The 25,026-nt window shown below is 64.6% G+C and carries 14 protein-coding genes and 1 tRNA gene; 6 read left to right on the top strand and 9 right to left on the bottom strand.

Features of this window, described 5'->3' with window-relative positions; all coding sequences use genetic code 11:
* Positions 1–11 precede the first annotated feature (11 nt).
* The 3 genes from GE027_RS11365 to GE027_RS11375 form a co-directional block, all read right to left on the bottom strand.
* Positions 12–2,480 carry a DUF1549 and DUF1553 domain-containing protein gene (locus GE027_RS11365; protein ID WP_153557318.1) on the bottom strand — a complete coding sequence of 823 codons (2,469 nt, stop codon included), beginning with the start codon at positions 2,478–2,480 and terminating at the stop codon, positions 12–14.
* A gap of 130 nt (positions 2,481–2,610) precedes the next feature.
* Positions 2,611–5,046, bottom strand: a complete 2,436-nt coding sequence (locus GE027_RS11370) for a serine protease (protein ID WP_153557319.1) — start codon at positions 5,044–5,046, stop codon at positions 2,611–2,613.
* 248 nt (positions 5,047–5,294) lie between these two features.
* A complete protein-coding gene (locus GE027_RS11375) occupies positions 5,295–6,602 on the bottom strand; it encodes a DUF1501 domain-containing protein (protein WP_153557320.1) in 1,308 nt (435 codons plus the stop codon).
* Positions 6,603–7,071: 469 nt separating this feature from the next.
* On the opposite strand from GE027_RS11375, the gene GE027_RS23070 reads away from it, so the two are divergent.
* A complete protein-coding gene (locus tag GE027_RS23070; RefSeq protein ID WP_202617392.1) occupies positions 7,072–7,626 on the top strand; it encodes a hypothetical protein in 555 nt (184 codons plus the stop codon).
* 177 nt (positions 7,627–7,803) lie between these two features.
* Here the strand turns inward: GE027_RS23070 and GE027_RS11385 are convergent, their stop codons facing one another.
* Positions 7,804–8,265: a hypothetical protein gene (locus tag GE027_RS11385; protein WP_153557321.1), complete on the bottom strand. Its 462-nt coding sequence runs from the start codon at positions 8,263–8,265 to the stop codon at positions 7,804–7,806.
* Between the two features lie 158 nt (positions 8,266–8,423).
* Positions 8,424–9,656 carry a glycosyltransferase gene (locus tag GE027_RS11390; RefSeq protein WP_153557322.1) on the bottom strand — a complete coding sequence of 411 codons (1,233 nt, stop codon included), beginning with the start codon at positions 9,654–9,656 and terminating at the stop codon, positions 8,424–8,426.
* A 308-nt stretch (positions 9,657–9,964) separates the two neighbouring features.
* Here GE027_RS11390 and GE027_RS11395 point away from each other — a divergent pair, with 308 nt between their 5' ends.
* Positions 9,965–12,517: a hypothetical protein gene (locus tag GE027_RS11395; protein ID WP_153557323.1), complete on the top strand. Its 2,553-nt coding sequence runs from the start codon at positions 9,965–9,967 to the stop codon at positions 12,515–12,517.
* A 488-nt stretch (positions 12,518–13,005) separates the two neighbouring features.
* Here the strand turns inward: GE027_RS11395 and GE027_RS11400 are convergent, their stop codons facing one another.
* Both GE027_RS11400 and GE027_RS11405 read right to left on the bottom strand, forming a co-directional pair.
* Positions 13,006–14,313 carry a prolipoprotein diacylglyceryl transferase gene (locus GE027_RS11400; RefSeq protein ID WP_153557324.1) on the bottom strand — a complete coding sequence of 436 codons (1,308 nt, stop codon included), beginning with the start codon at positions 14,311–14,313 and terminating at the stop codon, positions 13,006–13,008.
* 179 nt (positions 14,314–14,492) lie between these two features.
* A tRNA-Cys gene (locus GE027_RS11405) sits at positions 14,493–14,564 on the bottom strand.
* Between the two features lie 364 nt (positions 14,565–14,928).
* Between GE027_RS11405 and GE027_RS11410 the strand changes: the two genes are divergently transcribed.
* From GE027_RS11410 to GE027_RS11420, 3 genes are all read left to right on the top strand, one after another.
* On the top strand, positions 14,929–15,465 hold the full coding sequence (locus tag GE027_RS11410) for a DUF2760 domain-containing protein (RefSeq protein ID WP_153557325.1): 537 nt from the start codon (positions 14,929–14,931) through the stop codon (positions 15,463–15,465).
* A 77-nt stretch (positions 15,466–15,542) separates the two neighbouring features.
* The gene (locus tag GE027_RS11415) at positions 15,543–17,345 is read left to right on the top strand and encodes an Hsp70 family protein (protein ID WP_153557326.1); all 1,803 of its coding nucleotides are present in this window, start codon (positions 15,543–15,545) and stop codon (positions 17,343–17,345) included.
* Positions 17,342–20,179, top strand: a complete 2,838-nt coding sequence (locus GE027_RS11420) for a hsp70 family protein (protein WP_237607465.1) — start codon at positions 17,342–17,344, stop codon at positions 20,177–20,179. The genes GE027_RS11415 and GE027_RS11420 overlap by 4 nt, the downstream gene beginning before the upstream one ends.
* Positions 20,180–20,621: 442 nt before the next feature.
* Here the strand turns inward: GE027_RS11420 and GE027_RS11425 are convergent, their stop codons facing one another.
* Both GE027_RS11425 and GE027_RS11430 read right to left on the bottom strand, forming a co-directional pair.
* The gene (locus GE027_RS11425; RefSeq protein WP_153557327.1) at positions 20,622–21,998 is read right to left on the bottom strand and encodes a polysaccharide biosynthesis/export family protein; all 1,377 of its coding nucleotides are present in this window, start codon (positions 21,996–21,998) and stop codon (positions 20,622–20,624) included.
* A 113-nt stretch (positions 21,999–22,111) separates the two neighbouring features.
* Positions 22,112–22,783: a hypothetical protein gene (locus tag GE027_RS11430; protein WP_153557328.1), complete on the bottom strand. Its 672-nt coding sequence runs from the start codon at positions 22,781–22,783 to the stop codon at positions 22,112–22,114.
* 606 nt (positions 22,784–23,389) lie between these two features.
* Between GE027_RS11430 and GE027_RS11435 the strand changes: the two genes are divergently transcribed.
* Complete coding sequence (locus GE027_RS11435; RefSeq protein ID WP_153557329.1) at positions 23,390–24,997, top strand: glycosyltransferase family 4 protein; 1,608 nt, start codon at positions 23,390–23,392, stop codon at positions 24,995–24,997.
* Positions 24,998–25,026: the final 29 nt, after the last annotated feature.

A 25,026-nucleotide genomic window follows, 5' to 3' on the forward strand; every position in this document is an offset into this window, starting at 1 on the left:
GTTCGGAGGAATTAGTGATTGAAGACGAATTCGCGGCTGTTCAGCACGGCCCAGAAGACGTCTTCCAAACCTTGCTGCTCATTGGCGGCTTCGCCAACGGAAACCAGCAATTTCTTCTTCTCTTCCTCGGTCGGGTAACGACTCAGGCAACGGACGTACAGCGCGTCGATCACGCCGGCCGCATCCAACCCTTCGTCTTTCAGCATTCGCTCGACGACCTTGCCCTTGCCGATCTTGCCGGAGATCGCGTTGCCGTTCAGCAGGTGCAGGGCCTGGGAGAGCGAGGGATCGGTGGAGGCTTCGCATTCGCACACGGTATTGCGAGGCGAGCGACCGAAGGCGGTCAGGAAGTAGGTCGAGGTGCGGCCGTCGGCAATCTGCACGGCCCGAGCGCCCAGCGGCAGGCCGCGGAACTTGTCCTTGTCCTCGGTCACCTGACAGATCACGTCCAGCATGCTCTCGGCCGGAATCCGGCGGGGCAGGGCGTGGGCGTAGTTGCGGGTGTCGTCCTCGTTGCTTTCGTTGGTGACGACGCTTCGCTGGTAAGCTTCGCTGGCACAGATGTCGCGCACCAATTGGCGGAAGTCGAAATCGTACTCGACCAGTTTCTGGCCCATGGTTTCGAACAGTTCCGGATTGCTGGCCGGGTTGCTGATCCGGATATCGTCCACCGGATCGACGATCCCCACGCCGAAGAAGTGCGCCCACACGCGGTTGGCCATGGACTTGGCAAAGTACGGGTTGTCGGGATCGGTCAACCACTCGGCGACCACCGCTCGGCGGTCCTTGCCTCGGGTTTCGGCGGGGCCACCACCCAGGTAGGTCGGCGTCATCGTGCGGCCGTCGACCGGATGTTTGACGTCGCCACCGCGGCGGTCGTAGATGATTCGTTCGCGGTAGTCCTCGGCGGTCTTGCGGCCGATCTGGCTGAAGAAACTGGCAAAGCCGTAGTAGTCGTCCATCGTCCAGCGGTCGAACGGATGGTTGTGGCACTGGGCGCACTGAGTGCGAATGCCCATGAAGACCTGGGCCACATTCTCAGCCGTTTTCAGCGTATCGCGTTCGATCTCGTAGAAGTTCGTCGCGGGGCTGCTGAACGTGCCGCCTTCGGCCGTCAACAATTCCCGCACCATCTCGTCGATCGGGACGTTGCGAGCGAATTTGTCGGTCAGCCAGTTGGCGTACAGGAAGGCCGACTTGTAACTGACCTGGTTGCTGCTCTTGATCATCAGCAACTGGGCGAACTTCATCGCCCAGATCTCGCTGAACTCTTTGCGTCCGAGCAACCGTTCGACCAGAGCCGCCCGTTTGTCCGGAGCCGGATCGTTGACGAACTGGTGGTACTCTTCGGCCGTGGGCACCAGGCCGGTGATGTCGATCGTCACGCGCCGCAGGTACTCTTCGTCGCTGCAGATCTCGCTGGGCAAGATCCGCAACTGCTGCAGTTTCTTGCCGACCAGTTGGTCGATGTAGTTACCGGTGATTTCCGGCGCGGTGTACTCCAAACCCTCGGGCAGGACCAATACCTGGGAACCCACCGTGTGGGTATCGAAGCGAGCCATGATGAAGGCTTCGCCGCGAACGCCCGCGGTCACGCCGCCGAAGTCGTCGACTTCGGTGGAAGTCGGATTGTTGGTGGAGAAGGCCGCCAGACGCGAGACGTCCCGCGTGGTGCCGTCGGCATAGTTGGCCACGGCAACGAAACGCTGCGAGGCACCGGTGCCCTCGAGCACGGCTTGGGGCGGATAGAAGTCCACCGAAACGACCGCCGGCGGCTGGTTGTCGGCCGCGTCCTTGGGGGCACCGTTCTCGAGCCATTCCAGCATGGTCGCGTAGTAATCGCTGTCCTCGTCAAACAGTTTACCGCCACTGTGCGGGGCCCCGCCGCTGGCCTTCTTCAACAGCAGGCTGTCCGAAGGCACGGCCAGGTTGATGCGTCGGGCGCCCATCTCGCGGGTGATCCGGTGGTAGTCGCCATCGGGATCAAAGCCGAACAGGCTCAGCCCAAAGCCGTCTTTGCCGCGAGCCGCCCCGTGACAGGATCCGGTGTTACAACCCGAACGGGTCAGCACCGGCATGATGTCTTTCTTGAAACTGATCGGCGGCCGCTGGTCGGCACCGCTGACCTTGACCGGGATCCGCACTTCGGTGCCGTTATAGGAGGCGACCAACTCGGTTTCGCCATCGGCCACCGGCAGCAATTGATTGCCCTCACGCTTGACCAGCCCTTCCTTGGCCAGTTGCCAGTGCACCTGCTCGGTCACGTCCAGCGTGACGCCGTCATCGCGCGTCATCACGGCGACGAAGGCCTGGAAGTCGCGCGCGGAGTTCAGCTGAATCTCCGGCGGATAAACCGCCACGGCGGGCACCGAAGGAGGCTCCGTCGCGGGCACCGAAGCTTCGGGTTCAATGCCCATCGCGGTGACGGCTAAGACCCCGGATAAAACCAGGCTGAACGAAAGTCGGATCAGGTGGGACATGGTCGTTCGTCTAAAAAGCGTTAAGGAATGGGCGGGACAGAGGAAGAAAAAACGGCCGGCGAAAGAGGCCGGCCAAACCGCGGGGCCGATCGGGCCGACACGGCGACGCCGACGGGTCTACTGCTCGGCTCTACTGCTCGGCGCGAGCCTTCCGCAACTGCTCCAGTCGGCTCAGCGGACGTTCTTTGGGCGGCTCCGGTTTGGCTTCCGGCTTTTTCTCTTCTTTGGGTTTCTCTTCGGGTTCGTCCTTCTTGGGCGGCAGCGGTTCGTCGACTCGCAACTCGCCGGTGCCCTGCGTCTGGGTGATCACGCCCTTGTCGCTCTTGATGCGGGCGCGAACATTCAACGTCTTGTGGGTTCCCGGACGAGCGTCTTCAGCAATTTTAATTGGAAAGCTGACCTGCTCGGTTTCCGCGGTGATTTTCTGAATCGGTTCCGGCGAGCTGACTCCCGGCGGCATCCCCACCAGTTCCACTTCGGCTTCGCCCTCGAACTCGCGGGTGACTTCCACGCCCACGGCCACCACGTTCTCGGTGCCCTGTTCGGCAGCCGACTTGGGGAACTCGAAACGGAAGAAGACGTCCTGAACATCCAGCGAGATCGGCGTGGAAGTGATGCGGGCCGAACCGTTACCGACGTCGGCCGTGGCGATCAGGAACATCGGCCACGTGCCGGTGGCGGCCGAACCGTTGGCGGTCAGCGGCACTTCGATCTCGTTGACGTCTTTGGCCAGTTTGCGACTGTTGTTCACACTGACGCCCGGCGGATTGTACAGCGTCTGCAGCGAGATCACCCCTTCGTAGCCCTCGTCGCGTTCGACCTTGACCTTGAAGGACATCGAACCGCTGCGAACCACCGGGACCTGGGGTTGTTCGACCGTCAAGCGGAAGGGCATCGGCTCGGCCACCGACACGGCCACTCCCTTGGTCTCCCAGTTCCACACATGCCGCCGGTTCTGACCCAGCACCAGTTTGTGTTCCTGGATCAAATGGCCCCGGACGTGAGCCAGTTTCTCATCCGTTGGCTGGGCCACCAGGTTCGCCAGCGTGGCATCGCCGGGAGCCTCGGCCGCGGCGGACAGCAGCAGGGGAACGGTCGAGCGGTCGGAGCGCATCGGAAACACGGTTGCCGTAATCCCCTCGGGCAGGTTCAACGCCTCGATGTTCAACTCGCCACCGAAATGCTTGCGCGCGGCGTTGACCATCACGGCCATCTGCCCGCCTCGCGGAACCGGCCACACCACCGCCTGGTCACGATCCAGTTCGGCCAACGACAGCGTCACCTCCGGCTTGGCCTCGGTCACTTCCAGACGGTAGCCGAACTCGGGGCCGCCGTTGCCCAGTTGGTCGTTGATTCGGATCCGATAAAGACCATCGGCCGCGGCGGTAAATTCGCAGTAACTGTCGGGCATCCCTCCGGTGTCGTCGTTTCCGGTCACGCGTTTGGAGTCGGGACCGTAGATGTTGACGACGCTGTCCAGGGGCGAACGCAGGATGTTACGAGCGTACATCTGGACGATGTACTTGCGTCCCTTGACCGCTTCGAACGCAAAATAATCCACGTCGCCCGGCGTCCCGATCACGCCGCACAAGGCACCGGGGACGGAGACCACGGGCGCTTTCTGCAGCGACTCGTTGGGTTCCTCTTCCATAGCCACGGGCAGGTCGTTGACGCGGATGTAGTTGGGCGAAGGCGACACCCCGTTTTCGTCTTCGCTGACCGCCGGAAAGCGATCGTTGGGTTCGCTGGGAAGCTGGATTTGAGCGGAGCGTTTGCTGCCGTCCAGATTCACCAAGTCCGCCGTCAACACCTCGCCGGGACGTCCCCCACCGGGCACCACAGCGACCGGCCGCGGATAAGATCCGATGTGCACGCGATACCGGGCGTCGTTGCTGCCGCCAAAGGAGGCGTCGCGCACCAGCACCGTGTAGGTGCCGTCGGTTTCGGCCGTGTAGGAGCACAGCCCGTCCTGCTGCAGCAAGGGAATATCGTCGCGGGTCGCTTTCTCGAAACGCCCCTCGTCCAGGATCGCGATGTAAGGATCCAGGAACCGGTTGCGTTGATCGCTGGCCAACCGCACCCCTTCGATCTCGGCGACCAACGTCTGACCGGCCTTCAGTTCGACGGCGAACAGATCCTGGTCTTCGGTCGTGATCACGCCTTCGACCGTCGTGTTCAACTCGATCTTCTGGGGCGTGTCGAAATCGCTGTTGGGTTCGACTTCCTGGACGACCGGCATCGCCCCGACGCCCAGCAGGCGCAAGTTCGTGATCCCGGTTTCGGTCACCAGTCGCAGTGGGTACAGCCCCGGCGCCAGCGACGCGTCGGCCGTCACGGTCATCTCGACCTTGGCGTTGTCCAGCGGCTTGACGCCTTCGATCGTCAATCCGGGCAGATCCGCCAATACCTGCCGAGCGTCCTTCAAACGCGCTCCGTGCACGATCACTTTCGTGGCCTCACCACGGCGAACCCCCAGGGGCTCCAGCCGAGAGATCACCGGTTGGGCGGCACTGGCAAAGCTCGCTGCACACAGCAGGGCGGCAACAGCGGGGATCAATCGTTTCATCACAGACTCCGAAAACCAGTGGATGCGTAACGCGGAGCGAAACAGCGAGGCGGGGCGGGGCGGGGCGGGCGGCAGCGCCGCGCGGCGGAACAGGACAGGCGGTGGGAAAACGTCAGGGATTTCAGGCGGGAGACGCAAAGACCCGCTCGCGGAGCGGGCACAAACAAACCAGCATGCGGGCACCCTGACCCCGGCCGCACGCAGGCATGCGGCCGGCACCCACAGCAAACATCCCGGGCAAAAAAGCGTTAGGCCAGGATGCCCTTGATCAAATTACCCCCATCGACGATCTCGATCGGGCGATCGCCGGGCGACATCAACTCCTTGTCGGCCACGATCCCCAACTGGTGATAGATGGTGGTCGCCAAGTCTTCCGGCGAAACCGGGTTTTCTTCGGGCTCCGACGCGATCGCGTTGCTCGCACCGTAGACCGTGCCGCCCTTGATTCCGCCGCCGGCCAACAGCACGCTGAAGACCTTGGCCCAGTGGTCGCGACCGGCATCGGGGTTGATCTTGGGCGTGCGACCGAATTCGGTGCTGACCATCACCAGCGTCTCGTCCAACAACCCGCGCTCCGACAGGTCGTCCAACAACACGCTGAGCGCGCGATCCAGCGGCGGCACGCTTCGCTTGATACCCGAGGTGATATTGGCGTGCATGTCCCAACCGCCGTAGGTCAACGTCACCAACCGCACGCCGGATTCGACCAGACGGCGAGCCATCAACATCCGCTGGCCCGCTTCGTCGCGGCCGTAACGATCCCGCAACTTGGCGTCCTCGGCATTGATATCGAACGCTTTGCGAGCCTCCGGCGAACCCAACAGGCTGTACGCCCGCTCGTAGAAGGTGCTCATCGCCCCCACGTTGTCGGCACCGGTCATCGAGGTGAACCGTCCGTTGACCGTTTCCAGAGCCGCCTTACGCCGCGCAAAACGCTCCATGTCGACGCCGCCGGCCAGGTCCAAGTCTCGAACCTTGAAGTTCGGGTTCTTGGGATCGTCACCCAGAGAGAACGGCCCATAGGAACTGCTCAAGTACCCGCTGCCGGCGAACTCATTGGGCATGTTGGGAATGCAGACGTACGGCGGCAAATTATTGCGAGGACCGTACTCGTGGCTGACCACACTGCCGAAACTGGGATACTTCAGCGCCGGCGACGGCTTGTATCCGGTGAACATATTGTGCGTGCCACGCTCGTGAGCCGCTTCGCCGTGGGTCATCGAGCGGATCACGGCGAACTTATCGGCCCGCTTGGCCAGCTGCGGCAACGATTCGCAAAACACCTCGCCGGTATTGGTCTTGATCGTGCCCATTTCGCCGCGGTATTCCAGCGGGCTGTAGGGCTTGGGGTCAAACGACTCCTGCTGGGCCAACCCTCCCGGCAGGAAGATGTGGATCACACTCTTGGCCTTCGCCTCGATAAAGTCATACGACTTCTGCGCTGCCCTCGCATCTTGAATCATCAGCAGATCGGCCAGGGAAAGGCCCACGCCGCCGAGCGCTCCAGCGGCCAAAAAGCCACGTCGACTAAATTGATTTCCAGGGCATCGAAACATCGCGTGCGGACTCCCAAACAGTGGTGAGGGTCATCGGCCCCAGCGGAGCAGCCGACAACGGTAAGTAGACAGCGGAGTACAAATCGAAGGAAACAACAGATTCGCGGGCGAACCGACGTGTTCTATTGATATCTGGCTGCCAACTTCACAAAGCTGGCCCCCAGTCGGTGAGGCGGGAAGGGATGCCGGTCCCATCTGTCAACCGGCAAGGCGGGTGAATTGGGCTTATTCTAGCGATCGCAAGGCCCCGTGTCAAAGAAATCTAAGCGCTGTTCGGTTAGTTTTTGCAAGTAAAAAAACTGCCCCTTTCAGCACTTTTTGGCAGCTTTTTTTGGGTACCAATTGACACCCCCGCACCGCTTATTAGGCTAGGGCCGAAACTACGGAAACCGCACAAATACCCTGGATTCCCTAGTTTCAAAGCCCCTTTGGGAAACCTGCTTCCAGTATCCAACGGAGAATGAACACGATGAGTCGAAAAGTATTTGCAGCAGTGACGATGTGTGCGACGGTTGCACTCCTGATGGCCGCACCGGCCGAAGCCGGCCTGTTTGGCGGCAAACTGTTCAAGCGCGGTGGCGGTCACCACGGCCACCACAACTCGTGCTGCCAGCCCGCCCCGGTTTGCTGCCAGCCCGAACCGGTGTGCTGCCAGCCCGCCCCGGTTTGCTGCCAGCCCGAACCGGTATGCTGCCAGCCCGCTCCTCAGCCGGCCTGCTGTGGCGGAGCCGCCGCCCCGGTCGTTGAAGGTTCGGTCGTCGATCACGGCGCCGTTTACAGCGAAGGCGAAGTCCTGGAAGCCGCTCCCACGCCTCCCGCTCCGGCCGTAGAAAGCCCCAGCGATGCCGCTCCTCCGGCGCCCGCCGCTGAACAAGCCGCTCCGGCCGCTCCCGCAGCCGAAGCCGCTGAAGAAGCTCCTCCGGCACCGGCCGCCGAAGCGGCTGCCGACGAAGCTGCTCCGGCCGCCGAAGAAGCAGCCGAAGCGACCGAAGAAGCCGCCGAAGCCGCTGCTGACGAAGCCTAAGCCGCCGAAGCTCCTGCTTCTGCAAACAGCATCACGCTGCTTTACCGACGGGCTGGTCCGCGCCAAGTGCGCGGCTCAGCCCGTTCTTTTTTTAGGCCCTCCGGCGGCTCACCGGCCTGTGGCTCTAATCGAAAACGCATTTCGTAAATGAGCCGTTTGGGCGATCGCCCCGGTTATTCACCGAGCCGTTTGGGCGATCGCCAACCGGCGGGCATGGCGCTGGAGCCGTTCGCGGAGCCGCAGGGCTTCCCGCTCCAGCCGCTCCAGTTGCTCGCGCTGCTGGCCCGCCCACAAGCGGAAACTGCGCTCGCGGGTCTCCTGGCGAGCGATTCCGGCATTCAGTTCCGACTCTCGCTGGTCCAGCTGCGCAGCCCACCCGTGCAGCCGGGCGATCAGATCCTCGGCATGAGCCGTCAAGAGATCGGACGGGTCCTGCGTCGGAGCAGCCTCGCGGTGGTTCGTCGCGTTGGCCGCCCCGGGGCGACGGCGCTGCGCGGGGGACGCCCCGCTGGACGGCGACCCGGCCGACGAAGCTTCCGAAGGATGAGCCGGGTCGAGTCGCTGAAGGCCGCAGTCGTCCGGCTGCATCGTCGCATCGGCCGCGGCCGTGTCGGTCGGCCCCGGTGCGACAGGCCTCAAAAGAAACGACTTCGCCATGACCGGCCAAGGGGAATGCGGATTGCGAGCAAGGTACCGTAGGGCGTTATCGGCTCGGGCCACGGCACCTCTTCGCTCGCTTTGCCGGCGCTCCAGCCGTAGCGGTCGTATCGATCACGACCGCCGCCAGGCAGGATGGCTCAGTTGCCTTCGGCGGCGCGGGCCAGCAGGTCGGCCATCCGCGGCAGCACGGCCGAGAGCGAGTACTGCGTCCGCACCGCTTCGGTGGCCGCCCGCCTCTGTTGCTCCACCACCCGGCCGCCGCGATGTTCGATCCAGCGGAGCAAGGCCTCGGCAAGCGCCGCCGCGTCGCCTGGCGGGACGAGTTGTCCCAGTCGTCCGCCATCGAGCAACTCTCCGGTGCCGCCGCCGCTGGTGGCGATCACGGGCGTGGCCAGACACATCGCTTCGAGCACCACGTTGGGCAGCCCCTCGAACAACGAGGGCAGGACCAACGCGTCGGCCGCCTTCAGCAGCGGCAGCGGGTTTTCCAGGTGTCCGGTAAAACGAACACGCTCCGACCACCCCTGCGACCGGCAGCGTTCCGCCAGCCGCTGGCGGTCCGGCCCGTCGCCCACCAGCGTCAACCGCCACGCCAACTCCGGCCGTTGCGAGTGGACCTGCCGCAAAGCGTCCAGCAAGACGGCTTGGCCCTTTTCCTGCGACATCCGGCCAATACAGACGAAGTGCACCGCCGCGTCGCCGTGGGTCAGCGGCCCGTCGACGTGGGTCAGCGGCCCAGCGCCGCGGGACAGCGGCTCGGCGGCTCGCCGGAGTGTCTCCGCGACATCGATGGGATTGCGGATGGTAACGATCTTTTCGGTTGACAACCGATAGAAACGGGCGGCGGCGGCGGCCACCGCATCGCTGACGGCGACCACCTGGCGGGACGCCGCGTAGGCGCGAGCAAGGCGACGACGTTTGAGCCGCTGAAAGCGGGGTTCCAGCCGCGGCAGCATCCGGTCCGGCGGGCTGACCACCGTCGATACGCGGGGAATTCGGAGCGCGGCCGCGGCCGGAGCCACCGCCATTGTCATCTGAAACGTGCGGTCGTAGACGACGTCGATCGCGTGCTGGCCCAATAACCCGTGCAGGTAACGCGTGTGATGGGCGCCGATGCGGCCCGGCCAGTGCGGCCGCGGCGCCGGGGCCGCGTCGTCGAAACTCAGGATCGGCACATCCGCCGGCACGTCGGCCAACAGCACGCCCTGACGATGCCGCAGGTACAGCACCGGACGAAATCGCCGCCGGTCCAGATGTTTTGCCAACAGTAACGTCTGTCGCTCGCTGCCACCGCCGTCCAGCGACCCCGACATCAACAGCACATTCAGCGGCGCGGCTTCCTTGGCCATGGGATCCTGCTTGCGTTGCACCACCGCGGCTCCACACCGCAGCGGCGGCTGGTGAGAGAGAAGATAAGGAATACGAGCAAGGTTCGGGTCGAAACGATTGCGCCTTCAAACACTAAAAACACCGGCTCGATCGGGGGAGGAAGGGTGCAAAAGCCTTAGATCCCATGGACTGAGCCCGCGCCGCATCCCGATTTCGCTTGTAATACGTCCCCATCATACTGCCGGAGGCAGATGGTTGGCGACGCTGGCGACGGAGCCGGGTCGAAACACCTGCGTCGCCCTCTCTTGTCGATCTTTGATAGTGCGAATGCCATGGAGGGGCATCTGGGATGCATCGTCGAAAACGCAGCTTTGCGATTTTCCTGTTCCCGATCGTTGCCGTTGCCACCATCACGGCATTGTTGCTGCTGCGACCGGCAACGGTTCGAGACGCAGCGGGCGCGCACGCGGCAGTCACATTCAATCCGGTTGTGTCGACGGCGGCGTTGCCCTTGCCGCAAACCCTGCCGGTGGACGCCCCGCGCAGCGGAGCGATCGAGACGCTGGCGCGCACTCGCGTGGCCCCCGAGCGGCCCCGCCAACTGCCCGAGCGGTCCCGCCGACTGCCGGTGCAGCAGAGTGCCCACGGAAACGACCGCCCGCCGGGCGCCCTGCCTCCGGCCGCGGTCTCGTTGCACGCCCCGCTGCTGCCCGCTCGCGATGAGATGGCGGGCCTGGACGCGACAACACTGGACGCGGCGACGGGGAGCGGCCCATTCCGCGCGGCCAGCGGGCGCACGACGACCGCGCCGACCGCTGCTGCAAGCGCTGGCACCGCCGGCACGCACACCGCTCGGTTTCGCACCCCTCAGGACGCCGCCCCGCGCGCCTGGCCGCTCACACCGGCCCTGGAGCGGATGTTGGACGCCGGCATCCCGACGGCCGACGGTGGCCAGTTATCCCAAGGGCAAGCCTGGATCGCGGAAGTACGCGCCGTCCTGGACCAACTGCGTCAGTACAACGCCCTGGGCGACCGCGAAGCCGGTGGGACGCTAGGGCGTCTGCAGCGTTTGACCGCCGAAGGTTTGGCCGACGCCGAAGCGCTCGGCGACCGCACCGCGCAGGTCGCTTGGCTGCGCGTCGGCCACGCGCTCGAGCGCCGCTTGGCGGTCTGGATGGCCGTCTGGCAAACGACGCGGCGCCCCGACACGCCCTACGTCGCGGCGACCGGACGGTTTGCGGTCGATACCAGCGAAGTCCGCCGCCGGGCGGCGGTGGTGGAACAATTCTGCGAACAGACCGGTGACGCCGAAGCCTGGCGTTACTACCTGTTGTTGGATCGGTTGGCCGATCCCGCGATGCCTTCCGACGCGCCGCGTCGTCGTCTGACCGCCCAGCGTTTTCTGTCGCGGATTCAGTGGAGCGGGTTGACGGCGGAACAACGCCGATGGCTGCGGGAACCGGAAGTCGAAGACTTGGCTGCGGCCCTCAGACCCTGGGCGGCCGGTCCGGTCGATTACACGCGTCTGCTGGAGCAACTGGAGCGTCAGGAGAGCGATGCCCTGGACCTGGCCAGCATCGACGTGGCCGCGACTTCGCAAACCCTGCGGTTCGCCGCCGGTTCGCACCCGCAGCAGGTGGCCGAGGCCATCAACACGTACTACCGCAACGCCAACCTGCGGCTGGCCGTTTCGCAGGATTTGCTGAATCGTTTGCTGCCCGATCCGCCGCCGCGAACCGTGCCCGTGTCCCAAAGTATCCTGGGCACGCAGATCCACGGCACCAGCGAAGTGGCCAGCGAAGTGCAGATCCGGCTCGTCCCGGCCGCCGACCGCTGGAACCTGCAGGTGTTGACCGATGGCCAGATCCAAGCCGAAACGACCGGGCTGAACGGGCCGGTAACGGTCCGCAACCACAGCGAAGCGGCGTTTCGCGCCTCGACCGAATTGCACGTGACCGACCGCGGCGTCCGCCTGCTGCCCTCGCAGACCGATGTCTCCCAGCAGACGTTCTTGCGCGGCCTGCACACCCGTTACGACGATTTTCCACTGATCGGCTCCTTGGTCCGTGGCATCGCGATGTCCAAGTACCACGAAGCCCGCAGCCGCTCCAAACACATCTCCGAGGCCCGCATGCGGCGGCAGATCGCCGCCAACGTGGACGAAGAACTGGAAACGCAGATCGGCGAGAAGAGCCAGCGACTGGCCGAACAACTGCTGGGACCGCTGGCCCGACTTCGCTTGGCGCCGACGGTCGTCGATCTGCAAACCGACACCCAACGCCTGACCGCACGGTACCGCTTAGCCGGCGACTGGCAACTGGCCGCCTTCACGCCGCGTCCGCGAGCGATGAGCGATAGTTTGTTGAGCGTCCAGGTTCACCAGTCGGCCCTGAACAATACGCTCGAACGCCTGGTTCCCTCGGCCGAACCCCAATCGATTCGCACCGTCGCCGAGGACTTGGTCGACATGTTCGGCGGCGACGTCTCGCGGTTGCCTGCCGATCTGCCCGAAGACGTGTATCTGCAGTTCTCGAGAACGCGTCCGGTGACAACCGAGATCGAAGACGACCGCCTGTGGTTGACCTTTCGCGTCCTGCGGCTGGAGCGCGAAGGCGGGTTGAACCTTCGCCACTTCATCGTCCGAGCCTGCTACCGCGGCGAGCGGCAAGGGCTGGAGGCACGCTTTGTTCGCGAAGGTCACTTGAGCATCAAAGGACCGCGGATGTCGATGGGCGCGCGCGTCGCGGTCCGGGCGATCTTCAACAAGATCCTGAACGAGGACCGTCCGCTGCCGCTGACCACGCCGAAATTGAGCGAACATCCCGGCCTGGCCGGCACCGAGATCAGCCAGCTCGAACTCCGCGACGGCTGGCTAGGCCTAGCCCTCGCCCCGGCACAGTAGCGAAGCGAGAGGCGAGTGGCCGAACTCGCCCGAGTTTGGAGAAGCGAAATCTGAAATCTCCTCGCTCCGGCGGAATCTATGTACGATAAGAAAACATTTCTCCCCTCTCCCCCGAAGCCTGGCGAGCCTAAGCGAGTCAGGCTTCGGGGGAGAGGGGTCGGGGGTGAGGGGGAATGCAGAGCAGCAGCACTATGGCCGTATCTCGATGCGGCACACGGCCCTGGGGATCGTACGTCATGAGTCATTCCGTTGCACCTGAGCCCCCTCACCCCCGGCCCCTCTCCCACCACTGCTTCACTCGCTGACGCTCGCGGCGCCGCGGGGGAGAGGGGAGAAAACACTGCATTTGCCCGCCCCGCGTTGTACATAGATTCCGCCGGAGTCAGCAAATCTCAAATCGAGCACGAGCACGATTCAAACTCGCCACTCGCCACTCGCCACTCGCCACTCACCACTCACCACTCACCACTAAAAACCATCCACTTCCGCTAGGCCTCGGCCGGTGTCTCCGCCGGGCCGCGGCGCCAGATGTAGATTGCCAAACCGGTTGCCGCCAGGAACGTCACCACGCTGACCCACTGCGAGATCGTCAGCGAGGTGCCGAATTGTCCGGGTTCGTCGCTACGGATCGTCTCGAGCGAAAAGCGGATGATCGCGTACCCGATAAAACCGATCACGACCAGCGCGCCGTCGCGCCGGCGCAACCACGGCGAAACGGCTAACAGGATCAGACACAGCAACAGCGCCATCAGACTGCTGAGCACCTGCGAGGGCCACACCGGCCAGGACTCCTGCGGCAACTCCTGCCGCGTCCACCGATAGCTCTTGCCGTCGACCACTACGCGGAGGCCGCCCCAGAGGGTTTCTTCGGCCGGCCGCGTGACGTCCACGTCCTCGGCCGCCGGCGCTAGCGGCGTGATCCGCTCGACCGTCTGTCCGGGCCGGATCCCCGCCTCTTCGGCCAGCGAACCGGGCAAGACGGCGTCGATCTCGGCCGGCAACATCAAACGGTCCGCCTTCTTCAGATCAAACTGAATCCCCGCCAGCTCGGCCGATTCAAACTGCTCCATGTACAACGGGCTGCCCGGGGGAAAGCGCAGCGCCCAGCCGTTGTCTTCACAGCGACCGCCGTAGCAGCAACCGTTCAGCAAGCACCCCAGACGTCCGAAGAACATGCCCAGGAACAGGCAGGGAATGATCACGTCACCCAGCCGCAGCAGGGGCACGCGGGTCCGCAGGCTGTACAGCACCGTGCCCAAGAATCCGCCCATGATCGAACCATAGACCACCAACCCACCGCGAGTGAAATTGGCCACATTGGCCAGGGTGGCTCCCCACGTGGGCGCGGCGAACTGGCCCCAGTACTCGACCACGTAGAACAGGCGAGCTCCGGCGATCCCCAGCACCAGCAGCCAAGGGGCGAGGCCGTAAATGACGTCGGTCGACAAGCCGCGCCGCGGAGCTCGATAGATCGCCAGCGCGATGGCCGAGACTACCCCGACCAGCATCAGCGCACCGTAGCCGCGGATCGCCATCCCGACCGGCCGGCCGGGTTCGCCAGTGGTCAACGACGGGCCGCGCAGCTCTACCTGCGGCAGCACAAACACGATGGCCAGCGCCAACAAGGCCCAAAACCACCCGCTGTGCTTCAGCTCCTCACCGATCGATCCGCCGCGGCGGCGGATGGCAATCAGATACAGCCCCGTGGCGACCAGCAACAGCAACAGCGCCCAGCCAAACCCAAAGACGGGAATCCCAGCGATTTCGTGGGGGATGAAAAAAAGTGTGCGCCGCAAGCGAGGGGCTCTTCGATAAAGGGTGGAGGACCAACGCCTCACAGCCTACCGATTTCGCCCACACCGGAGCAACCGCCAAAGTCGCTTCGGCTGCGTTCGCGAACCACCATGAGCCGGTTGGGCGAACGCCCCGGTTTCCCATGAGCCATCCGGCCAGCAAGGCCAGAAGAAGATGAAAGAGGCGACGCCGGGATTCGAACCCGGGATGTCGGATTTGCAATCCGATGCCTTAGCCGCTTGGCCACGTCGCCAGGAGCCTCCTACCGCCGAACCCGCAGCGGCTTGGACACAGATCCAATCCTGCCGGTTCGGTGATTTGAGCAACGTAGGGGATTCAATCGATCTGGTCAATATCTGACGATTCGTTCGATTCCCGTGGTTGTGTGTGTAAAGGTATCGGACGGGGGCCGAGCCGACTTGAGCGCGTTTTTCGCTGAAATGCTCCGGGCACCCGCAAACAGTTGACCGCTGGACGAAACGCCTCTTCGGTCTCAGGCTATGAGGCTGGAAAAAAACCGTTCGCCCAGCCACCGCAAAAAACCGACATCGTCTCCACCGCGGGGCCGGCCAGCGGCGGGCAATCAACTTCACAGCTAGCAATACCGAGACATCCAAATGGCCCTGGGAACCGCTTTTCGAGCCTTTTTCGGTTCGCTGTTCAACTCGGAAACTTCCGCGCGCGTCCAGGCCGCCCTGGACGGCGAAGACGCCACCGAGCAGGCGACGCCGCGGATCGAAGCCCCCCAACCGGCTGGCGAACCCGCCGCCGCCAAACCGCCGGCCCGCAGCGAGGCCCTGACCCTGTTGGCCGCCCTGCAGCGCGAAGCCCGTCTGGTGGATTTGATGCAGGAAAAATTGGAACAGTTTTCCGACGCCCAGGTCGGGGCGGCCGCCCGTCCCTGCCTGCAGCAGTCCGCCGCCGTGCTCGAGCGGGTCTTTGCTCTGGCTCCGGTTGTGGAGCAGGCCGAGGGCGAACGGGTCGCCGTGCCCGAGGACGCTTCGCCGGCGGCTTACCAGTGGATCGGCGAAGGCCAGGATCCGACCGGTCAAGTCGTGCACCCGGGCTGGCGAGCCACCCGCGTGGACCTGCCGCAGTGGACCGGCCGCGACAGCGACGCCCGCATCATCGCCCCGGCCCAAGTCAAACGCTAACCCCCCAAACACAAGAAGGTGTCGGGACTCTTTTTCGCAGAAAATGCCTGACACATTTTGCTTCAGGAGAATCCCTGGTGTCGAACGCCCCTTCATCCGCAGCCCAGTTCGCCGTCGGTATCGACCTGGGTACGACCAACAGCACGGTCGCCTTCGCGCCGCTGTCGAGCGAGCCGTGCGAGCCGGAGCTGCTGCCGATCCCGCAGATCGTCCAGCCCGGTCAGGTGGAATCGCGACTGGCGCTGCCCTCGTTTCTGTACCTGCCCCGCGAGGGCGAGCGCGAGTCGCTCGAGACCTCGCTGGGCCTGGAGCCGGCTCGCGGCGTCGCCGGCAACTACGCTCGTGACCAGGCGGCCGACAATCCTCAGCGCGTGGTCGTGGCCGCCAAGAGCTGGTTGTGCTACAGCCGCCAGGGGCGCAGCGAAGCGGTCCTGCCCTGGCAGGCGCCGGACGAAGTGCCGCGAGTCTCGGCCCTGGACTGCACGACGCGCTTTTTGGAACACCTGGTCGCCGCCTGGCAAGCGGCCCACCCCGAGGCACCGCTGAACGGGCAACAGGTCGTCCTGACGGTGCCGGCATCGTTCGACCCGGCGGCTCGGGAGCTGACTCGACAAGCCGCTCTGGCGGCCGGATTGCCCGAGGATTTTGTCCTGCTGGAAGAACCGCAGGCGGCCGTCTACTGCTGGCTCTCGCGGCAAGGGGATGCCTGGCGGCGGCAGGTCGGCGCGGGCGATTCGATGTTGGTCGTCGACGTCGGCGGCGGAACCACCGACCTGACGCTGGTGACCGTGGCCGAGGACGATGGCCAACTGGTCCTGGAGCGAACCGCGGTGGGCAACCACCTTCTGGTCGGCGGCGACAACATGGACCTGGCGCTGGCCCACCTGGTCTCCCAGCAACTTCAGGCCGAAGGACATTCGTTGGATCCGTGGCAGAGCGTATCGCTGTGGCACGCCTGCCGGGCGGCCAAAGAACGCTTGCTGGCCGAAGACGGCCCCGACGAACACACGATCTCGGTCCTGGGACGTGGCAGTTCGTTGATCGGCGGCACGATCTCCACGACGCTCGCCGGCCAACAGGCGGCCGCCGTGCTGGTCGACGGGTTCTTTCCCCGCTGTTCGCTGGACGATCGCCCACAGCCTCATGCCAGCAGCGGGTTCCAGGACATCGGTCTGCCTTACGAATCCGATCCGGCGATCACCAGACAGGTCGCCGCCTTCCTGGCCGACCACACCACCGCCGACGCGTTGCCCTCGCACCTGTTGGTCAACGGCGGGGTGTTCCGCAGCCCGGCCATCCGCGATCGATTGTGCGAGACGGTGGCCGCGTGGTGCGGCGGCCGCCTGACTCAGTACACCGACCCGGCGGACCTGGACCACGCCGTGGCTCTCGGGGCGGCCTACTATGGGTGGACCAAACATCGCGGCGGCGTGCGGATCCGCGGCGGCACGGCTCGCGCTTACTACATCGGCATCGAAACCGCCGGCCTGGCGATCCCCGGCATGCCGCGTCCTTTACGGGCCCTGTGTGTGGCACCGCAGGGCATGGAAGAGGGCACCCAGGCCGATGTCCCCAGCGAACCGGTGGGCGTGGTCGTCGGGGCGCCGGCGCGATTTCGATTCTTTTCCAGCACGATGCGCGGCGACGACCAGGTCGGCCAGAAACTGGACCGTTGGCAGGACGACGAGCTGGTCGAAAGCGATCCCATCGAGCTGCAGTTGACCAGCCAGAACGCCGGCGACGAGCCCTTCGTTCCGGTGCGTTTCCAAAGCCGCGTTACCGAACTGGGCATGTTCGAACTTTGGTGCCACGCCATCGAGGGTGAGGACCGCTGGAAGATGGAATTCAACGTTCGCGAACAAGACGAGGCGCCGCAGTGAACGACGTCGAGGGGCAACCGGAACTGCCGCGATACGTCGTCGGCATCGACCTCGGGACGACCAACTGCGCCCTGGCCGCGGTCGACACCCACCAGGACGACTGGCAGGCGACCTGCATGCCGATCCCGCAGTGGATCGATCACGGCCAGTGGGAACGTCGCGACACGCTGCCCTCGTTCCATTACGAATGGACCGCCGCCGAAGCATCCGGCCCGGACCAGCGGCTGCCGTGGCAGAGCCAGCCGCAATCCACCTGCGTCGGCGTGTATGCCCGCGACGCCGGCACTCGGCATCCGGGCCGCCGAGCCGCTTCGGCCAAGAGCTGGCTCTCGCACGACGGCGTCGACCGCACGGCCGACCTGCTGCCCTGGCACGGCGATGCCGACGTCCAGCGGCTCTCGCCCGTCGACGCCTCGGCCGCCTACCTGCAACACCTCCGCCAGGCCTGGGATCACCAGCACCCCGAGCACCCGCTGGCCGAGCAGGACGTGATCATCACCCTGCCGGCTTCCTTCGACGAGGTGGCCCGGGAGTTGACCGTGCGGGCGGCCAAGCAGGCCGGGTTGCCGCGCGTGTATCTGATCGAAGAACCGCAGGCCGCCTTCTACGCCTGGATCGACCATCAAGGCGACGCCTGGCAGCAATCGGTCACTCCAGGACAATTAATTTTGGTCTGCGACATCGGCGGCGGCACCACCGACCTGACCCTGATTCGCGTTCGCAGCGCGGCCGGCGGCCAAGTGCAGTTCCATCGCGTCGCGGTGGGCAAACACCTGATCCTCGGCGGCGACAACCTGGACCTGGCGATCGCCAAACTGGCCGAACGCAAGCACCTGGCCGAACACCCGAGCGAGACGCTGTCTCCGGCCCAGTGGGAACGGCTGGTGCAGGCCTCGCGGATGGTCAAGGAAACGATGCTGGGCGATCAGCGGCCGCCGGCTTACACCATCAACCTGCCGGCCGAAGGAGCGAGTTTGATCGGCGGAGCGATCCAGATTTCGCTGTCGGCCGAAGAGATCGACGCGGCCGTGCTCGACGGCTTCTTTCCCCGCGTGCCGCTGGACTCTCGTCCCACGACGGGCAGCAGCGGGTTCCAGGAATTCGGTCTGCCCTATGCCGCCGACCCGGCGGTCACGCGTCACCTGGCCGCCTTCCTCAGCGAACATCGTCACAGCGGCATGGGCGACGATGCCGCCGCGGCCGACCGCCCGGATCTGATCCTCTTCAACGGCGGCGTGCTGGGCAGCGCCGCGATCGGCCAGCGGATCGTCGACGCGGTCGCCGACTGGTTCGGCGACCCGCAGCACACCTGGCGGCCACGCGTGCTGGAAAACCAACGACTGGACCTGGCCGTGGCCCGCGGCGCCGCCTACTACGGCATGGTCCGTCGCGGCCAAGGCGTGCGAATCGCCGCGAACCTCGGCCGATCCTACTACATGCAGGTCGGCGACACCCCGCCCACCGGATTGTGTTTGATTCCCGGCAGCGCCGAAGCCGGCCAGCGGTTCACGGCCAGCGACCATCCGCTGCAGCTGCAGATCGGCACGCCGGTTCAGTTCCCGCTGTGGGTCAGCAGCACGCGGCTGGCCGACGACGTGGGTCAACTGGTCCCCATGCAGGACGGCGAAGCCACGCCGCTGCCGCCGATCTGCACGGCCCTGGTGCGAGGCCGCCAGCGCCAGCAGGCCAGCGTCCGCGTGGTGATCGAGTCGGAGCTGAGTGAGATCGGGACCGTGGGCTTGTACTGCGTCGACACCGATTCTGGAAAACGGTGGAAACTGGAGTTCGACATCCGCAGCACCCTGGAAACCGACCGCGAGGCGCATCAGGGCAGCGGCGAAGCGGCGGGGATCGTCGACAGCGATACGCTGCAAACCTGCGAGCAAACGCTGCGAGCCGTGTTCGAGGCGAGCGGTACCGGAGAAACGGCGGACGGCGGCGAGCAAGCGGCGGGCGCGGATCGGCAACGGCCGCTGAAGCCCGGGCGGCTGGTGCGCACCCTGGAACAGGCGGTCGACGCTCCCAAGAGTCAGTGGCCGCCGTCGCTGCTGCGAGCGATGTGGCAGATGCTGGTGGACCTGGAACCGGGCCGCCGCCAATCGCCCCAGCACGAATCGCGATGGCTGAACCTGCTGGGCTACTGCCTGCGGCCCGGCTACGGCGTCGCCGTGGACGACTGGCGAGTCGCCCAGTCGTGGCGGCTGGTGCATCGCAAATTAACTTTCGCCAACGCCGGCTCGCGGATTCAGGCCGCCATCCTGTGGCGGCGGATCGCCGGCGGGATGACGCACACCCAGCAGAACCAATTGGCCCTGCCGCTGGTGGCCGGTTTGAAAGGCAAATCCGGGCGGATCGAAGCCAACGAAGCGATCGAGAATTGGCGGTTGTTGGGGTCGCTGGAGCGACTGGATACGCCGACCAAGATCCAGCTGGGCCAGATCGCCCTGAAGCAGCTGGGGCAAAAGAAACACGAAAAACTGCACGAGGCGCTCGCCTGGGCGGTGGGCCGCATCGGCACCCGCCAGCCCACCTACGGACCGCTGAACACGACCGTCCCGCGCGAGGAGGTCGCGCGGTGGATCCAGCAGCTCTCCTCCAGGCCGGCCGGCCTGGCCGCCTTGCCGCTGGCGCTCGTCCAGTTGGCTCGGCAAACCGGCGACCGGTTCCGCGACGTGGACGCAGACGCCCGCCACGCCGCCGCCGCCTGGCTCGAAGCCGCCGAGGCCGGGGAGCATTACGTGCGATTGGTGCGCGAAGGCGGCCGCTTGGACAGCGACGAGGAATCCGCCGTCTTCGGCGAATCCTTGCCCTTGGGCATCCGCCTGGTACGCTGACGCCCGCTCCACGCACCGCAAATCTCAGATCGCCTGACTCCGGCGGAATCTGCGCATTAAAAGAATCGTTTTCTCCCCTCTCCCCCGAAGCCTGGCGAGCCTAAGCGAGTCAGGCTTCGGGGGAGAGGGGTTGGGGGTGAGGGGGACCAGCAGCGCAGCACCACCAGTACGGTGTCTCGATGCGGTGCGGGAATCGGAAAGGCGTACGCAAACATTCATTCCGTTGCACCCGAGCCCCCTCACTCCCGGCCCCTCTCCCACCACTGCTTTGCTCGCTGACGCTCGCGGCGCAGCGGAGGAGAGGAAAGAAATATACCTTGCCTTCTATCCCTCCAATCTCCGGCCAGTTCCACGACGCCCCTAGCGCGCAGAAAAAGACAGCGAGCCCTCGGGGGAGGACTCGCTGCCTTGGCGTTGCTTCGACGTTACCGCTAGGCCACTTTTAATTGCCGCGGAACAATTCTTGGATGCCGTAGGTAAAGAAGGTGCCGAGACCGAAGTTCAGCAGTTCTTCTTCGCAGCGGTACTGCAGGATCAGCACGTCACCGGCTTGGACCAGCGGTCGGCTGCGCGGATCGTTGATGGCATCGTTCAGGTCGACTTCGATAATGATCTGACCGTTGCAGTCGGTCTGCCGCAGGATGTACAGAGCTCCGGGCGGCACTCCGCCGACGCTGCCGACGCCACCGAATCCGCCGGTTCCTCCCGGTGCTCCGATCGCCGATCCTGCGATCGCCATCGCACCGAGCACATCCAGGTCGTAGTCGCGAGGCAGCAGGTACTCGCCCCCGGGCAGCAGTCCGCCGGTGTAGAACACTTCGGTTTCACGCGATTCAATGTACACGATGTCGCCTTCCTGCAGCCGAATCTGGTCGTCGGAGAGGCTGGGCACGACGCCTGGCGGCAGCCGCAGCGGAATTCGCAGCACCGAAGGATCTTCGGGCAACTCCGGCGGACAGGCACAAGGATCGCAAGCGGCGACCGCTTGATGAGCGTAGAACTGCTGGACGAACTGAGCTCGCTTGCGTTTATCCGCTTTGCTGGCCCGCAGCACCTTGACTTCATTCTTGGCATTGATACCGGGCAATCCGCCAGTGGCGACCAGAGCGTGCAAAATGTCGTTCTGGTAGGCGGGCAATTTAATCAGCTTGCCCGTCGCGCTCTCGTCGCTGTCGCCGCGAATGGCTGAACCGGATCGGAGTCCCGATCGCTGGTTGTTTCGAAGGATGTTGTCCTGCCGCACGACGATCACGTTGTAGGTGCGCTCTTTGATCAGCGTGACGACCGGCCGAGCCTGCTCCTCTCGCAGGATGCGGTTATCGATGTAGGCCCGACGAATCTGCTCGCGAACCTGTTCCAAAGTCAACCCGCGAACCTCCAGCGGCGCGATCAACGGCAGGGCCAGCGTTCCGTCTTCGGCCACCGCGATCGGAAAACCCATCGATGGGGGCAAGGTGCTGTCGGCATCGGGGAAGTGAACCGGCGGCGGCTCGGGCGTGGTGTCCGGTTGATTGAACGGCAACACGCCTTCGACATAGATCCCCAGCACATCACCAGCGTCCAACTGGTAGTTCCGCGGCGGCTCCAAAGACAACAGCGAGATGTCGATGGGTTCGAGATTATTCTTCGGCGGCGGGAACAGTTCAGGCGGAAGTCGCTTGGCCGGAATCCCGTTGATTGGATTGGTAATGCTGGTGCAACCGGTGGCAAACAAAAGCAGGACCCCTACCGCCGCCTGCCACGACGCGCGGCCACCGTGCAATGGCGACCCCGTCGATCGGGAAGCGCCCGGATGGGTTGTGGGACGGAGAATCTTCATCGCTAGTTTCTCGCAGTTTACAGACAATCAATGTGCGAACGGATGTCCAGCAGCATCCGACGACACCGCTGTGCAGGGGCGACCGCGTGGTGCGTCGCCGAGTCGATTCACGCCTAACGAGTCGGGGCGAACAGCATGTTCGGCGCTGCGGCCGAAACGCCTTCCGGCTCCGGAGCGGCCGGAGGCTGGCTGTTTTGGCCGTCGATCACCGGGCCATCGAGCATGCCTTGCGGCTGCAAGGCCGAGTGCGGAGGCAGGACCGGAGTCGGTGCCAATCCGTCGCCCATCGGTGCCACACGGACGGGCACACCTTCGGGCGGCGGTGTCAGCTCGACCGGAGGCGTCGTCGCCGGCGGCAAGGTGCCTTCGGCCATCTCGAGCGGTACCGGGAGCGGAGCCTGATACATCGTGGGCAACTGAGACCAGTGCCCCAGACCATCCTCCTCGGCCGCTTTGGCACCCATTGGATAACCGGCAAACCAGGCCGCCACCTTGGCCTGACCCTCAGGCGATTGATATCGCCACCCCCAGTAATCCCGTGGTGCGATCGCCGGTGTACAGCCGTCGCCGCCATCGGCCACGTCGATGTAGCCTTGGATAAAGCCGGCCGAGAAATGATCTTGGTGACCGTGGTGGTTGTAGCAGTGCTTGCGAGCATGCCAGGCCTGAGCGGCCAACGCACGGTTTCGATACCCGATCATGAACTCATCGACGCAGTCGCAGCTCGACAAGGACTGATTCAGCCCCTGAAAAACGCTGCATCCGGTCGACGAGCCGACGGTCATCGCTCCGACTAGCAGGCCTCCTAGTAGTCGAGCACGCAGTCGACGTCGCCGCGATGGTATGTGCGCTGCAGACGCAACAATTCTCTTGTGATCCGCCATTTGGCCCCCCTTGGCTGCACGGCAGTCGCCCTGTTTCCAGCAACGCTGAAAACAGGACCTGGTTCGAAAACAATCGGATGCGTCAGCGGCGCATCTTTACAGTGTTAGTCATCGCCAAACGGTGGGGTGAGATTGAGGGAAAATGCCAAAACTGGGGGATGAATCGCCTTTGTCGGTCACACGGATTTCTCCACCAGCTCCGAAACTAAGACCCGAAACTAAGTCCCGAAGGCTAGATCGCGCGACGCTTTCTTTTCGCGTGGCCAAGATGCCAGAAAATCCACCAAAGAGGGGTTCCACAACCACTCCAGAGACATTAAGATCAGGACGAGCCGCAAAACCCGCACACCAGGAAGAAACGTTGCGACCTTGCGGACTGGGACGCTTCGCCGAAATGCGGCAAGACTTAACGACTACGGGGTCAAGTAAAACGCTTTTCAATTTTCCGGAAGTAGCTACGCTAGGACCCCAGCTGATTAGAACGACCTTCAACTGACGACTGCTTCTATGGATTTTTCTTCTTGGTCGACCTGGGCTGCTTGGAGTGGCACGACGAGCCAGTCTTCGCTGAACACTCAACTGATGCAGCTGGCGTTGGTGGCTTTTGTCGCAGCGATCATCGTTTCCCTGTCAACGGTGCCCCTGGTCCGCCACCTGGCTCGGCGCATCGGGATGGTCGATGCCCCGGACCCGACTCGCAAGCTGCACTCCGGACAGATCGCTCTGGGTGGCGGCGTGGCGATCCTGTTCGCCACCCTGACGGCTCTCGGCCTGTGCGTCGCCCTGGGTCGCTTCTGGGGCCTCGACCAGTTGCCTTGGGGACCCCACTGGACGGCCCTGACAGTGGGCTGCATCGCCATCGTTGCGCTGGGTATCATCGACGACCGCTTCGTCCTCCGCGGCCGCCAGAAATTACTTTGCCAGGTCGCCATCGCCGTGGGCATCGTCCTGACCTCCGACGTCTTTGAAAGCGTCGACGTCCTGGGAATCCACGTCAACTTTGGCATCTTCGGCTTTCTGATCACGGTCGCTTGGCTGCTGGGGGCGATCAACGCGATCAACCTGCTCGACGGCGCCGACGGCATGGCCAGCACGATCGGAGCCATCCTGGCCGCGGGATTCGCCGCCATCACGGCCCTAAAAGGTGCGTCCTTGGAATGCGCGATCTCCTTGGCGCTGGCCGGCGCGTTGATCGGGTTTCTGGTCTACAACCGGCCCCCGGCATCGATCTTTATGGGCGATGCGGGCAGCATGATGATCGGCCTGCTATTGGGCACGCTGGCGTTGTGGAGCTCGCAGAAGGAAACGGCCATCATGGCGGTGGCTCCCTTGGTCGTCTTTGCCATCCCGCTGTTCGATTCGGTGGTCGCCATCCTTCGCCGAGTGCTGACCGGACGCAGCTTGTACGATGCCGACCGGGCCCATATGCATCACATGCTGCTGCAGCGATTCTCGCACCGCCGCACCCTGGCGATCGTCGCGATGCTGTGCACGATTTCTACCACCGCAGCGGTCATGAGCGTGGCGTTTAACCGCCAATGGATCGCCCCGCTCGGCGCCGCGATCGCCTTGGGATGGTTGATCCTCAGCCGCTCGTTCGGCTACGCCGAAGTCGCCTTGCTGTGCACCCGAACCTGGTACTTCGTGGAATCCTTCTTCACGGCCAGCAAGAAATGCGATTCCCACGTCCGGCACCGGACCTGGCAGATGCAGGGCTCGCGGTCCTGGGACAGCATCTGGGACAGCCTGGTCGAGTTTGCCGACAAACATCAACTGGCCAAGGTCAAGATGGACCTGAACATCGCCTGGATGCACGAGGGTTATCACGGCGCGTACCAGCGAGCTCGGCTGCCCGAGAAGTCGCAACAGGTCAGCCTGCGGACGCCGATCTGGGCGAATGACCGAATCGTCGGACGGCTGGAAGTGATCGGCGGTGGCGAAGCGACCTCCAGCCACATCGTCCTGGAACAATTGATCCAGCGACTGCAGGACCTCCAGCCCGAGGTCGAACGGCTGCTGGCCGAGATGAGCGCCGCCCACGGGCTGCCCACCGCCGCGACAACCTCGTCCGAACAGTCACAGTCCACGCCCGCCCTGGTCGAAGCCAGCGGCTAGGCTCGGCCTGAAAACCTCAGCCGACGGCG

It is taken from the genome of Roseimaritima sediminicola, from assembly GCF_009618275.1.
GTDB classification, from domain to species: Bacteria; Planctomycetota; Planctomycetia; order Pirellulales; family Pirellulaceae; genus Roseimaritima; species Roseimaritima sediminicola.

What these genes read in the sequence shown, in the direction of transcription:
- GE027_RS11365 (WP_153557318.1), bottom strand. Translation starts at nt 2,480, where the DNA reads ATGTCCCACCTGATCCGACTTTCGTTCAGCCTGGTTTTATCCGGGGTC.
- GE027_RS11370 (WP_153557319.1), bottom strand. Translation starts at nt 5,046, where the DNA reads ATGAAACGATTGATCCCCGCTGTTGCCGCCCTGCTGTGTGCAGCGAGC.
- GE027_RS11375 (WP_153557320.1), bottom strand. Translation starts at nt 6,602, where the DNA reads ATGTTTCGATGCCCTGGAAATCAATTTAGTCGACGTGGCTTTTTGGCC.
- GE027_RS23070 (WP_202617392.1), top strand. Translation starts at nt 7,072, where the DNA reads ATGAGTCGAAAAGTATTTGCAGCAGTGACGATGTGTGCGACGGTTGCA.
- GE027_RS11395 (WP_153557323.1), top strand. Translation starts at nt 9,965, where the DNA reads ATGCATCGTCGAAAACGCAGCTTTGCGATTTTCCTGTTCCCGATCGTT.
- GE027_RS11410 (WP_153557325.1), top strand. Translation starts at nt 14,929, where the DNA reads ATGGCCCTGGGAACCGCTTTTCGAGCCTTTTTCGGTTCGCTGTTCAAC.
- GE027_RS11425 (WP_153557327.1), bottom strand. Translation starts at nt 21,998, where the DNA reads ATGAAGATTCTCCGTCCCACAACCCATCCGGGCGCTTCCCGATCGACG.
- GE027_RS11430 (WP_153557328.1), bottom strand. Translation starts at nt 22,783, where the DNA reads ATGACCGTCGGCTCGTCGACCGGATGCAGCGTTTTTCAGGGGCTGAAT.
- GE027_RS11435 (WP_153557329.1), top strand. Translation starts at nt 23,390, where the DNA reads ATGGATTTTTCTTCTTGGTCGACCTGGGCTGCTTGGAGTGGCACGACG.